The sequence below is a fragment of the Cytobacillus pseudoceanisediminis genome (assembly GCF_023516215.1).
Lineage (GTDB): Bacteria > Bacillota > Bacilli > Bacillales > Cytobacillaceae > Cytobacillus > Cytobacillus pseudoceanisediminis.
Map to the genome: position 1 here is coordinate 4182866 of NZ_CP097349.1, position 13238 is coordinate 4196103.

Here is a 13238-nt window from a genome sequence, read left to right on the forward strand (position 1 = left end):
TTTGTAGTTAAGAATAAGATAAAAATACAACACCAAAGATTTACAGGCCTTTACTAATAGATGAATTCCCACTGCTAAAATGGTAAAGTAAAGTAGATAACATATGTATGAAACTGACTTCTACTGCTCCATAAATAAATAAATAAATAAATAAATAAATGAGCAAGAAAAAGGAGATAGGTATGGATAAAAAAATTCTGGTTGTAGACGATGAGAAACCAATTGCAGATATACTGCAGTTCAATTTGAAAAAGAAGGCTATGAAGTGGTGTGTGCCTATGACGGCAATGACGCACTCGATAAAGTAGAAGAAATCAAGCCGGACCTGATTCTGCTTGATATCATGCTTCCGCAGCGGGACGGCATTGAGGTTTGCCGCGAAGTGCGCAAGAAATACGATATGCCGATCATAATGCTGACAGCAAAGGATTCTGAAATTGATAAAGTTTTAGGCCTTGAGCTCGGTGCAGATGACTACGTTACAAAGCCGTTCAGCACGAGAGAATTGATTGCGCGTGTGAAGGCTAATATGAGGCGCCATCAGCAAATAGCTTCCAAGACGGAAGAAGAGGACGAATCCAATGAAATTGAAGTTGGCTCCCTGATTATTCATCCGGATGCCTACGTGGTTTCCAAGCGCGGTGAGACGATTGAATTAACACACCGTGAATTTGAGCTTCTTCACTATTTGGCCAAGCATATTGGACAAGTCATGACGAGGGAGCATCTACTCCAGACCGTATGGGGCTATGATTATTATGGTGATGTCCGCACAGTGGACGTAACCGTAAGGAGACTGCGGGAGAAAATTGAGGATAATCCAAGCCACCCGACATGGATCGTGACAAGAAGAGGGGTCGGTTATTACTTGCGGAATCCTGAACAGGAGTAAAAGGGTACATGGAAAAGGTTGGTTTTTTCGGTCCATTCATTTGAAGTTTGTGATCATATATGTTCTTCTCATCCTGGTAGCCATGCAGATTATCGGGGTCTACTTTGTCAGGCAGCTGGAATCGACCTTACAGGAAAATTTCAAAGATGCCATTCAGGAGAGGGTCAATCTTCTTAGCTATTATGTGGAGGAACAAATGACCAAGGTAAGGCTTCCTGATGAGGAAACCCCATCCCAGGAGGAAGATATCAGAAGGCTATTAAGTGATTACAACTCGGCGGATATATCCGAAGTCCGTGTGGTTGATGAATCACTGAAAATACTTGGCACCTCCGATCCTGATAATCAGGGTGTTGTCGGGGGAGGTCTACTGACAATCTGATCAAGATGGCCATAGCCACCAGGGAGCCGGTAACGGAGGATCTGGTTGAGCAGGGACAACGGATATGGGTTCTCGTCACACCTATTAAAAATAACGGAGAAGTCAATGGAGCCATCTATCTGGTTGCAAAAATCGAGAACATCTATGAACAGATGAGGGAGATTAATAATATTTTCACTACCGGTATAGCCATTGCGTTAGCTATCACAGCGATCCTGGGCATACTTCTTGCCCAGACGGTGACACGCCCGATTTCAGATATGCGGAAACAGGCACTTGCCATGGCAAAAGGGAACTTCTCCCGAAAGGTTAAGGTTTATGGGTATGACGAAATTGGCCAGCTGGCCATTACCTTTAACAGTTTAACAAAGAAACTTCAGGAAGCTCATGCTACAACAGAAGGCGAACGGCGAAAATTATCCTCCGTTCTTTCCTATATGACCGATGGAGTTATTGCAACCGACCGCAAAGGGCGTGTTATTTTGATTAACGAGCCTGCAGCAAAAATGCTGAATGTTTCACGTGAAACGGTCCTGTCTTCCCCAATTGTTTCCCTGCTTGGTCTTGAAGAGGATTATAACTTTGAAGAGCTATTAAACGAGCGGGATTCGGTCATCCTGGATTACAGCAGCAAGTCGAAAACACTGATTCTCCGCGCTAACTTTTCGGTTATCCAAAAAGAAACTGGCTTTGTTAACGGCTTAATTACCGTTTTGCATGATATCACCGAGCAGGAGAAAATTGACATGGAACGCCGCGAATTTGTGGCGAATGTATCTCATGAACTCAGGACGCCGCTGACCACGATGAGAAGCTATCTGGAGGCTCTTGCGGAAGGCGCCTGGAGAGATGAGGAGATTGCCCCAAACTTCCTGGATGTCACCCAAAATGAAACAGAGCGGATGATCCGCCTGGTCAATGATCTGCTGCAGCTGTCTAAAATGGACAGCAAGGATTACCGCTTGACCAAGGACTGGACTGATTTCATTTTCTTCTATAATAGAATTATAGACCGTTTTGAAATGACGAAGCAGCAGAATGTTACGTTTGAAAGAAAGCTTCCGGACCATTCGGCTTTTGTGGAAATAGATGAAGACAAGCTCACCCAGGTGCTGGACAATATCATTTCAAACGCGCTTAAATACTCTCCGGAAGGCGGAAAGGTTACGTTCAGCATTGAGGAAAAAGATGAATTTATTGTTGTCAGCGTTTCAGACCAGGGTGTGGGGATACCGAAAGAAAATATTGATCAGATTTTTGAGCGTTTTTACCGGGTGGATAAAGCCAGGACAAGAAAGCTTGGCGGAACAGGCCTCGGATTGGCCATTGCGAAAGAAATGGTGGAAGCGCATGGCGGGAAAATTTGGGCAGCGAGTACAGAAGGGAAAGGGACAACGATTTCATTTAGCCTTCCATATGTTCGCTCGGAAGAGGATGATTGGGAATGAGTTATGAAAATATAAAAACCATCATACTGACCATTCTAGTAGTGACAAGCGCTCTCCTGACCTGGAATCTTTGGACCTACCAGCCGAACTTTGAACGGATTGAAAAAGAATCAAATACCGTTCAGGAAGTAACAATAGCGGAAAAAAGAAGTGAATCAGATTGTGAGACCGGACACTCTCTTATTCCATCTCGGGGAAAAAAGACTTTTGGAACTGTCAGCCCCGGCGAAATTGATAAAGTCATGAAAGAAATCAGCGGTTGGAATTTTGCTGACTTTGAAAATATTACAGAGGAAGCGGGCATTCTCCATGATGAAGGAAAAGCTGTTCTTGCGTTTCCGGATTCTGTTCCGATTGAATTATACAAATCAGTAATTAAAATTGCTGACAAGAATCTGCCTGATTTTCAGTTTGACCATATTGTCATTGATACTAGGCAATTGGAGAAAAAGGATGGAATAGTCGATTTTGTTTCTTTGGATAACCGGCAGGTGTATAGGAGCCGTGTGCCTGTTTCCTTTATTCAGAATTTCAAAAGCCAATTCTTCAATTTATCCGAGTACAACCCTGAATATAAAGCCTATTTTGCTTATAAGCCATCTGATGAAAGAACGATCTATCTGCCTTCACAGGATACAAAAATGGCGAGATATCAGTATTTGGAGAAAAAATTGGACTCTGAACAATATAAAAATGCTTTATTCAGCGACCCAAGTGTAGTGCAGAAAAGCTTTCAGCAATCAGAGGATGAGTATAATGATACCTTAAGCTTATTGAGGGTAAACTCAGACAAAAATACCCTTCAATATATAAAACCGGCTGCCGGGGATAACCCGACTTTTGCTTCAGGCGACCTGCTGAAAAGGAGCATTGATTATATTAACGGACATTCGGGATGGACAGACAATTACCAATTTGCGGAGATTGATGAGCTGAATCATAGAGTGGTATTCAGGATGTATGATTCTTCAGGTTATCCAATTTTCAGTGATGATCCGAAAATATCCGAAATCCGCCAGACTTGGGGGCAAAATGAGATTTATGAATATTATCGGAGCAATTTTCAGCTTGGTCTGAGTGCTGAACCCCCTCAGAAGTATCTCTAAGTTCCGGAACCCGCGTTTTGGAATACTTGTTAGGTCTGGAAGGGTTTGAGCCGGAATTACTGGAGAATGTAAAGCTGGGATATAAAATGATGCTGGTCAAGGAAGCTCAGACCACCTTCATCCGTCTGGAGCCTTCCTGGTATTACCGGTATGAAGGAACTTGGAAAAGCATTTCGCTTGATGAGACAGGGGGCATGAATAATGGATTGGAGTAAGATCAAAACAATCTTTATTTTAACCTTCCTGGTCCTGGATATTTATTTGATGTATGAGTTTTTCAAATTGAAGGAGGCCAGTGAATTTGAACCGATTGCACAGGCCACCCTGGAAAAACAGCTTAAGGATGCTGATATCACCTTTGATGAGCCCCTGCCGAAAAGCAACCCGAAAGACCGGTATTTGAGGGCTAAGCCGGTTGAATTTGATATTGAAGATCTTGAAGGAGATACAAGGCTGGAGGGCCAGGAAATTACGATTACAGAGGGGACTACTCTAAATTCAGTCCTGGACGAATCGATCAAGATCAGTGATAAATTCAGTCCTTCCGAATTATCTGCCTTTATCAAAAACAGGGTGTTATTCGGTGACCAATACCGCTTCTGGGAAAAACCAGAAAACAGTAATAGAATCACGTATTATCAGGAATTTGAAGGCAAGATGTTTTATATGAATTTAAATGGCGAGCTTACATTTTATTTGAATGATGAAAATGAAATTGTCTCTTATAAGCAGACGCTCCTGACAAAGATTGAGTCGAAGGAAGAAAGTGAAAAAGTTATTCAGCCGATAAAGGCCGTTGAAACACTTTACAAGAACGGCTCACTGCAGCCGAAGTCAAAAGTTACAAATGTAGAGCTTGGTTATTTTACCTTTGTGCATTTGAGCTCTTCGCAATTGTTAACGCCTGCCTGGCGATTTGTCATTAATGACGAGGAGAATTTATTTGTTGATGCCTTTGAGGGGAAAATCATTAAGCTGAACAACGAAGAGAAAAATAGTGGAGTGAGGAGAACATGTCTTTACAATTCAGCGTTCTCGCGAGCGGCAGTACTGGGAATGCAATCTTTGTCGAGACGGAGGAACATTCCTTTCTGGTTGATGCCGGATTAAGCGGAAAGCAAATGGAAGGTTTATTTCAGCATATTGGCCGGGACATCGGCAAGCTATCAGGGATACTGGTGACCCATGAGCATAGTGACCATATTAAGGGTGTCGGGATTCTTGCCCGGAAGTATAACCTGCCGATCTATGCGAATGAAAAAACATGGCTGGCCATGGACGGACTGATTGGACAAGTCCCGGTTGACCAGAAGTTCCATTTTGATATGGAAACGGTGAAAACATTTGGATCCCTTGATATTGAATCCTTCGGGGTTTCCCATGATGCAGCCGACCCGATGTTTTATGTGTTCCATCATAATGGGAAAAAGCTTGTGCTGATCACCGATACAGGCTATGTCAGCGACCGCATGAAAGGTCTGATTTCCAATGCGGAGGCTTATGTATTTGAAAGCAATCATGATGTCCAGATGCTTCGTATGGGCCGCTACCCGTGGAATATTAAGAGAAGGATCTTAAGCGATGTCGGCCATGTATCCAATGAGGATGCCGCCCTTGCGATGAGTGAAGTGGCGGGCGACCGGACGAAGAGCTTTTATCTGGCTCATTTAAGCCAGGATAACAATATCAAGGATCTGGCGAGAATGTCCGTATCCCAGACACTTGAAAGCCGCGGAATCCTTGTCGGCGAACAATTCGACCTTTATGATACAGATCCAAAGGTTCCGACAATCCTAACGGCAGTTTAATAAAAATATAAAGAGGAATACACAGAGAGACAGCCGTTTCCATGTATTCCTCTTTTTCTTTTTTGAAAAAATCTTAAAAAAGTATGAACAAAGTCGTAAGATTGCTGAAGCAGGTGCGTTTTTATTAGATTTTTGAAAACAGGAGAGTATAATATTGGGTATAAAGGAAGACTAAATTTTAGCATTTATATTTTAAAAGCCAGTGTTTTTGCAGATGAAAGAAAGGATGGGTGCAGTTTGGGCTATTATGATCAAGATCATCAGAACCGTTATAAAGGGCAAAAAGGCAACAAGGGCGGATATTTTCTGGCCAGCCTTGTTGGAGTCATATTAGGAGCCATCCTGGTCGTGGTTGCGGTGCCAAAGCTATCTGATTACAACGTGCTCCCTTATACGGTTGAACCGGATGAAGAGCTGCAGGATGAGGCAGCCGGGAATAACAATAACGCCAAAGTTCAGAATGTCTCACTTGATGTGACCACAGATGTAACCAAGGCGGTCGACAAAGCCGGGGATGCGGTCGTAAGCATTACGAACATCCAGACAGCCGGCTTTTGGTCGAATGAGGGAAATGGCAGTGCCGGCCAGCCAGCCGGAACAGGTTCCGGAGTTATTTATAAGAAGGAAGGAAATACAGCCTTCATCGTTACAAACCACCATGTGGTAGAAGGAGCTCAGGAGCTGGAGGTAAGTCTGCAGGATGGCACCAAGCTCCCGGCAAGACTGGTTGGCAGCGACATTTGGACGGATCTTGCTGTGCTTGAGGTAGAAGCAAAGGAAATTAAGACGGTTGCCGAATTCGGCGATTCTGAAAAACTGAAGCCAGGCGAACCAGTCATTGCGATCGGGAATCCTCTTGGACAGTTCTCAGGCTCTGTCACACAGGGAATTATTTCTGGCCTGGAGCGTGCCATCCCGGTTGATATCGATCAGAATGGAACAGTTGACTGGCAGGCTGAGGTACTGCAGACAGACGCCGCCATCAACCCGGGTAACAGCGGCGGGGCTTTAGTTAATATCAGCGGACAGCTGATTGGCATCAACTCCATGAAAATCGCTGAGAGTGCGGTAGAAGGAATTGGATTGGCGATTCCGATTAACTACGCACGCCCAGTCATTGATGACCTCGAAAAGTTCGGAGAGGTAAAACGTCCGTATATGGGCGTACAACTGGCATCGGTCAATGAGATTCCTGGCTACTACCAGCAGGAAGCGCTAAAACTGCCTAAGGATGTTAAATCTGGTGTGGCCATCACTTCAGTTGAACCGAACTCTCCAGCTGCACAGGCAGGACTGAAGGAAATGGATGTCATCGTCGAGATGGATGGACAAGAAATCAATGACATCATCGAATTGCGCCAGCATTTGTATACGAAGAAATCGGTAGGCGACCAGATGAAAATTAAGTTTTACCGCGACGGGAAAACTCAGGAAGTAACCATGAAGCTGAGCGGCGAGACATTATAATGGAACGACTAAATGGGAAAGCGGAAATCGCTTTCCTGTTTTTTATTGTTTTGTTAAGATGAGATGTGGATAACTTATATGTATACGAGAAAATAAAAATTATCCACAGATCGGATAAAAAAACAGGCTTCCAGCCTAAAAAGGAGCATGCTGAAAATGATTTACTGCTGTGACGAACACGTTGATCTGGCAATAGATATAGTGGTTGATGAGTACGAAACATTCCCGCAATTAACAAAACTTGAAGAGGATAAAAAGTTATCAACAACCTGTGAATATTGTCAAAATAACGCAATATATGTTGTAGCGAACGAATGATCCCATACAAGATGTGGATGAAAAATGTGGACATGTGGATAACTTCTGTGGATATCTTGTTTGTAAAGTGAGGACATGCTGTGAATATCTCAATTATTACGGTCGGAAAACTAAAAGAAAAATACCTGAAGCAAGGAATTGACGAATATCTAAAAAGACTGTCAGCCTATGCCAAAATGGATATCATCGAGGTTCCTGACGAAAAAGCCCCTGAAGAACTAAGTGAAACGGAAATGATTCAGGTAAAGCAAAAAGAGGGTGAGAGGATCCTGGCGAAGATCCATCCGGATGCTCATGTTATAGCACTAGCTATCGAAGGGAAAATGAAATCATCGGAAGAGTTGGCTGACAATCTTGATAAATTAGCTACGTATGGGAAAAGCAAAATTGCATTTGTCATTGGCGGGTCTCTTGGATTGAGCCAGGAGGTTTTGCAGCGGGCGGATGATAAGCTTTCTTTTTCGAAGATGACGTTTCCGCATCAGTTGATGAAGCTTATCTTGCTGGAGCAGGTTTATCGGGCGTTTCGGATTAATCGGGGGGAACCGTACCATAAGTAAGCAAGGTTTATTAGAAGTTTAAGCCGGCCAATGAAAATCCCCTCATCTAATAAAGTGAGGGGGATTTAAGTTTTTTCTACTTATTTAATCGCTTTGCTTACTTTTAACTTCTTCCCTTTGATGGTCGCATTTTCCATGGCTTGTAAAACTAATGAGCCTTTTCCATTCAGAATATCAACATAAGACATTTGATCATGGATGGTGATAATGCCGATATCATCTGCTGTGACTCCAGGGATTTTTGCGATCGTTCCGACAAAGTCAACAGCGCGGATTTTCTTCTTTTTCCCGCCGGTAAAATGGAGTTTCATAATACCTTGATTGATTCGGGCTGTTTTATTATTTCTTACAATACGCCTGTTGTTAAGTTTTTCTTCGAAAGCAGCTTTTCCACCAGCAACTTCAAGATGGCTGGGTGCTTCTCTAGCAGGTAGATCAAAGCCGATGTATCTTTCAATGGCTTTAATGAATTTTCCTTCAAAAGGTGTCGAAAACGTAATGGCCTTTCCTTTATTTCCAGCACGGCCTGTTCTTCCAGTTCGGTGTACATAGCTCTCTTTTTCCATAGGAACGTCATAGTTGATGACAAGTGTCACATTATCAATATCAATACCTCTGGCAGCTACATCAGTGGCCACGAGATAGCGGAAGTTCCCCAGTTTGAAACCTTCCATAACAGAGAATCGGTCTTCTTGCTCCAGCCCCCATGGAGTCTCTCACAAGGATATCCAGCTCTATCTAGTTCGCTATACACAGTATCAACGTGTTCTTTGGTTCGGCAGAAAATCAGGCAGCTGTCTGGATTTTCTACAACCGTGACGTCTTTAAGGAGTGAGATCTTTTCTTCATCTCTCACTTCAATTAAAGAATGTTCAATGGTATCGGCCGTCACCTTGGTCGATTCAATCTTAATCTGAATAGGATCTTTCATATATTTATGGCAAAGATTTTCAACATCTTTAGGCAGAGTTGCAGAAAAAACCATTGTTACTCGGTTTGAAGGCAGCTCTTTGATGATCGCTTCCACTTCATCGATGAAACCTCTATTAAGCATCTCATCAGCTTCATCTATGATAAGATACTTTATTTGATCCAAAATCAAGGTTTCTCGTTCAATATGGTCCATGACTCGTCCAGGGGTGCCAACGACTACATGAGTTTTTTGTTTCAATTCATCCTTTTGTTTCGAAAAAGGTTCTTTTCCATAAACGGCTACAGCTTTAATGCGTTTAAACCTTCCGATATTCGTAATATCTTCGCAGACTTGAACCGCAAGCTCCCTAGTTGGCGTAAGAATTAAGGCCTGTGGTTTTTTTCTTCCCATTCAACCATATCGGAAACAGGAATACCAAAGGAGGCAGTCTTTCCACTTCCTGTTTGAGCTTTTACGACAAGATCTTGATTTTTCATTGCTAATGGAATGACTTCACTTTGAACTTCTGTTGGGGTTTCGTATTTTAACACAGCTAGTGCTCTTTTTATTTCTTCGCTTACATGAAAATCCGCAAAACTTCTTTTATTCATTTTTAAACCTCGTTTTTTGTTTTTTCATCATATGTATAGAATTCTCTCCAAGAATTATTATATGCATTTTCTGAATATGGTTCATTATACTTGAAAAGTGCGGACAAAACGGCTTTTATTTTAAATTTTAAAAAGTAACAGATAAGGATGCGTTATTGACCTCAGATAACTTGAGGGAAAAAGATAATGAACAATACAATGCTTCTTTTTACAATAGTAATAAAAAATAACTCTGTTCTTTTAGGTAAGCCCAAAAACCTCTTTAGATATATTACGGAGAACCTTATCACCAATAGTGTTAAAACAAAAAGTTAAACTTGTCCTGGATAAACCCTTATTATATAGAAGTTTACAAAAATAAGGATACCGTTATTACGGTATCCTCATAAATTCAATTCATAGAAGAATTTTTAATAAGTTGTGCTAAATAAACCAGCCCTTCTTCTAGTTGATCCATTGAAGCATATGAATAGGAAATGCGAAGGTGCTGATCATCATTATTATCATACACACTACCTGGATTTAATAAAATTCCTTCTCGAAGGGCTGCGTTAAATAGCTTTCGGGTGGAAACACCTGTTAGTAATTTAAGCCAGATATAAAATCCACCTTTTGGGGTCTTCCATGTTGCTATATCGGAAAAATATTTCTCTAAAATTTGAATGGTGAAATCCCTTCTGAATCTTAATTCCTCTTTCGTTTCCTTTAAGAAGCCCTCATACATACCACTACGAAGCCATTTGTCTACAGCATATTGTGATAAGGAACTTGAGCCATAATCTGTTTGCATCTTTATATCTGCCAAACGTTCAATAACAGGTTCGGGTCCTACAATCCAACCGATTCGTAAACCGGGGCTCAATGTTTTGGACATGCTTCCTATATACAGGACATTTCCTTGTGTATCATTAGCTTTCAAAGGATTTGGCGGAGGGTTTTCAAACCATAAATCGCCATAAACATCATCCTCGATGATAGGTAAAGACTCCCTTTGACAAACCTTTATTAATTCAAGCCGCCTTTTTTCAGGCATTAATGTGCCGGTTGGATTGTGAAAAGTGGGTATCGTATAGAGTATAGCCGCATGATGCTGCCGCTTCATACGCCCAATTGAGTCACTTTTAATTCCTTCTTTGTCAAGTGGAATACCCAATAAATTCATTCCAGCCGATTGGAAAACGTGTACGGAGTTTAAATAGGATGGTGATTCATGAAGTATTGTTGAGCCTCTTTTTAATACTCCAATGGAAATCAATTGAAGCGCTTGTAGTCCTCCAGAAACAATTAAAATCGATTCGGGGAAGCTTCAATTCCCTTTGTTCTTAAATATGCACTAACGGTTTTACGTAAAGATAGGCTCCCTTTAGACTCCATGTATCCAAGCGATAAAGACTGCTCAGTATCTATTTGCAGTATTTGCCCCATTTTTTTGCTGGGTAACAAGTCTGGTGAAAGTTCTCCTGTCCCAAGCCTAATCATAGCAGGGTCTGCTTCTGCTTTATTAATTTCTTGGATGATATTTATATTTGGTTTATGAATACCGGATTTTACATAACTAATCCAATCTGGAGGAGGAGTGGAAGCAAGCAGGCTCCATGTATTGTTAATCACCCTAGTACCGCTCCCAACCTTAGATTCAATTAGTCCATCGGCAGCCAGTTCTTCAAGTGCAGTTACAATGGTACTGCGATTTACTTGAAATCGTTTTGCTAAATTTCTTTGTGGTGGTATTTTAGTGCCTAATGTCCATTCACCGTTCATTATTTTGTTTTTCATAAAATCATATATTTGCTGATGTAAAGGAACAACAGAATTTTTTTCTGGCTTCCAATCTAATTCAGACATAGGCTATCTCCAATCATTTTTTAAAATTATACCAAATGGTTGGTTAGACTCCCATCCAAATGGTTGGAGACATATGACTCGTCCTTAGCTATTCTAGATAAGAATAGGGGGAATCAAAATGGAACCATTATTTCATGGGATGATATTGGCATTTGGATTAATCTTACCTTTAGGAGTTCAAAATGTATTTGTATTTAATCAAGGAGCGACACACAACAAATTCACCTATGCTTTACCTGCAATTATTACAGCAGGGGTTTGTGATACAATACTGATTTATTTGGCTGTTGCCGGGGTATCCATTATTGTTTTTAGTTTTGAATGGTTAAAGGTTTTGTTATTTTTTGTGGGATTCCTTTTCTTAGTTTATATGGGTTGGATTATGTGGAAAAACACACCCGAAATAAACGCTAATCAAGAACAAAACCGTTTTTCTGCACGTCGTCAGGTTACTTTTGCCGCTTCTGTCTCATTACTTAATCCTCATGCTATTATGGATACTATTGGAGTTATAGGAACTAGTTCATTGGCTTATACAGGATATGAGAAATGGGTGTTTAGCGTGGCTTGTATAATGATTTCCTGGATCTGGTTCTTTTTCTTAGCAATTTCTGGAAGGAAAATTGGTCAATTTGATAAAAATGGTAAGTTCTTAAAATATATGAATCAAGTTTCCGCTCTTATTATATGGGCTATGGCTATTTATATGGGATATCAACTGTACTCATTATTAAGTTAGCATGAACTTTAGGAAGCTTTACCATAAATGCAAAGTGAACCGTATTATAAGCAGCTTTTAAATCCAATTAGTTACATGGTGGTCTTCCTTGATGTTTCATAACAGTTAGAACAAGATTATACTAATTTGTAATATGCTATATAAAAAGGGGGTCATAAAGTGAGGCAACTTTATATAAAGCAGAAGGTGTTTAGTCTTAGTGGCAAATTTACAGTAAAGGATGAGCAGGAGAACGATGTATATTATGTAGAGGGAAGTTTTATGCAAATTCCAAAGACATTCTCTGTTATGAATACAGCAAGAGATGAAATAGCTCTCATTACGAAAAAGGTGTTCAGCTTTTTACCGAAATTTTTTGTTGAGGTAAATGGCCGAGAGGTGCTGACGATTAAGAAGGAGTTATCCTTCTTTAAAGCACGATATACGATTGATGCGGCAGGGATTGAAGTACATGGTAATTGGTGGGATATGGACTTTCAGGTATTACAGCATGGCGAAGTTGCAGGGAAAGTGAGCAAGGAGTGGTTTACTTGGGGCGACAGCTACAAGGTTCAAATTTTAGATGAAGAGATGGAAGCTATCATAATTGCACTCGTTGTTGCAATTGATTGTGTGAAGGCCGACCAGGCAGCTGCTTCCTCCGCAGCGACACCATAACGTGGGAATAAATAATAAAAGGCAGAAGAATTAAAAAAAGTCCGGTGAACCATACACAAGAAATAACAATAAAAAAGTGCCCAACCCAGATGTTATAAAGGGAAAAGGCACTTTTCCTACTTTTTTATTTCTCTTTCTAATAAACCTCCCGATCCTCAGCCACTTTCAATACTCTTCCAGGAGAAAGATCATTATTAGTTCTTGTTCGCTGCAACCGTTCTTCAAAGTAAGCATTCAACTAAGGGTCAGTACAAATTTTTGTCCTCTGGTCATAAGAGTCCGGTACGTATTGCGTATAATTTGATCAGCTGCTGCTTGCGCTTTCTCAGAGTCCATTTTTGCTAGAGTTTTAATGCCACTTAAAGATTGATCTGTCTTGGCATGTGGATTACCTTGCCACTCTCATTTGTTAAGTCGGAATCAATGATGACACAGCATATTTAAACAATTCAAAAGGAACTTTTTACACTATTTCATGCCAAAATTCCTATT

9 protein-coding genes and 5 pseudogenes are annotated in these 13238 nt (G+C 41.0%); 11 read left to right on the plus strand and 3 right to left on the minus strand.

What is annotated here, in order from left to right:
• Positions 1 to 182 precede the first annotated feature (182 nt).
• From yycF to rlmH, 9 genes and pseudogenes are all read left to right on the plus strand, one after another.
• Positions 183 to 892, plus strand: a pseudogene (gene yycF, locus M5V91_RS22595) (response regulator YycF).
• A gap of 8 nt (positions 893 to 900) precedes the next feature.
• Positions 901 to 2722: pseudogene (gene walK / locus M5V91_RS22600) on the plus strand (cell wall metabolism sensor histidine kinase WalK).
• Positions 2719 to 3828: a YycH family regulatory protein gene (locus M5V91_RS22605; RefSeq protein WP_284521501.1), complete on the plus strand. Its 1110-nt coding sequence runs from the start codon at positions 2719 to 2721 to the stop codon at positions 3826 to 3828. Before walK ends, M5V91_RS22605 begins: the two are co-directional and overlap by 4 nt.
• Before the next feature lie 17 nt (positions 3829 to 3845).
• Positions 3846 to 4043 carry a two-component system activity regulator YycH gene (locus M5V91_RS22610; RefSeq protein ID WP_284521502.1) on the plus strand — a complete coding sequence of 66 codons (198 nt, stop codon included), beginning with the start codon at positions 3846 to 3848 and terminating at the stop codon, positions 4041 to 4043.
• Complete coding sequence (locus M5V91_RS22615; protein ID WP_284521503.1) at positions 4030 to 4938, plus strand: two-component system regulatory protein YycI; 909 nt, start codon at positions 4030 to 4032, stop codon at positions 4936 to 4938. Before M5V91_RS22610 ends, M5V91_RS22615 begins: the two co-directional genes overlap by 14 nt.
• Entirely contained in the window at positions 4842 to 5636 is a 795-nt protein-coding gene (yycJ, locus tag M5V91_RS22620; RefSeq protein ID WP_009332448.1) for an exodeoxyribonuclease YycJ, read from the plus strand. The genes M5V91_RS22615 and yycJ overlap by 97 nt, the downstream gene beginning before the upstream one ends.
• 237 nt (positions 5637 to 5873) lie before the next feature.
• A complete protein-coding gene (locus M5V91_RS22625; RefSeq protein ID WP_251174370.1) occupies positions 5874 to 7103 on the plus strand; it encodes a S1C family serine protease in 1230 nt (409 codons plus the stop codon).
• Between the two features lie 156 nt (positions 7104 to 7259).
• Entirely contained in the window at positions 7260 to 7421 is a 162-nt protein-coding gene (locus M5V91_RS22630) for a CxxH/CxxC protein (RefSeq protein ID WP_009332445.1), read from the plus strand.
• Positions 7422 to 7501: 80 nt separating this feature from the next.
• Positions 7502 to 7981: a 23S rRNA (pseudouridine(1915)-N(3))-methyltransferase RlmH gene (gene rlmH, locus M5V91_RS22635; RefSeq protein ID WP_009332442.1), complete on the plus strand. Its 480-nt coding sequence runs from the start codon at positions 7502 to 7504 to the stop codon at positions 7979 to 7981.
• An 80-nt stretch (positions 7982 to 8061) separates the two neighbouring features.
• On the opposite strand, the pseudogene M5V91_RS22640 reads toward rlmH, so the two are convergent.
• Both M5V91_RS22640 and pdxR read right to left on the minus strand, forming a co-directional pair.
• Positions 8062 to 9505 (minus strand): annotated as a pseudogene (locus M5V91_RS22640) (DEAD/DEAH box helicase).
• 391 nt (positions 9506 to 9896) lie between these two features.
• Positions 9897 to 11350, minus strand: a pseudogene (gene pdxR / locus M5V91_RS22645) (MocR-like pyridoxine biosynthesis transcription factor PdxR).
• 118 nt (positions 11351 to 11468) lie between these two features.
• Between pdxR and M5V91_RS22650 the strand changes: the two are divergent.
• Positions 11469 to 12089, plus strand: a complete 621-nt coding sequence (locus M5V91_RS22650; protein ID WP_251174367.1) for a LysE/ArgO family amino acid transporter — start codon at positions 11469 to 11471, stop codon at positions 12087 to 12089.
• A gap of 159 nt (positions 12090 to 12248) precedes the next feature.
• Entirely contained in the window at positions 12249 to 12746 is a 498-nt protein-coding gene (locus tag M5V91_RS22655; RefSeq protein ID WP_251174366.1) for an LURP-one-related/scramblase family protein, read from the plus strand.
• 255 nt (positions 12747 to 13001) lie between these two features.
• Here the strand turns inward: M5V91_RS22655 and M5V91_RS22660 are convergent.
• Positions 13002 to 13127 (minus strand): annotated as a pseudogene (locus tag M5V91_RS22660) (DNA/RNA helicase domain-containing protein); the annotation flags it as partial.
• Positions 13128 to 13238 lie beyond the last annotated feature (111 nt).

What these genes read in the sequence shown, in the direction of transcription:
- M5V91_RS22605 (WP_284521501.1), top strand. Translation starts at nt 2,719, where the DNA reads ATGAGTTATGAAAATATAAAAACCATCATACTGACCATTCTAGTAGTG.
- M5V91_RS22615 (WP_284521503.1), top strand. Translation starts at nt 4,030, where the DNA reads ATGGATTGGAGTAAGATCAAAACAATCTTTATTTTAACCTTCCTGGTC.
- yycJ (WP_009332448.1), top strand. Translation starts at nt 4,842, where the DNA reads ATGTCTTTACAATTCAGCGTTCTCGCGAGCGGCAGTACTGGGAATGCA.
- M5V91_RS22630 (WP_009332445.1), top strand. Translation starts at nt 7,260, where the DNA reads ATGATTTACTGCTGTGACGAACACGTTGATCTGGCAATAGATATAGTG.
- M5V91_RS22650 (WP_251174367.1), top strand. Translation starts at nt 11,469, where the DNA reads ATGGAACCATTATTTCATGGGATGATATTGGCATTTGGATTAATCTTA.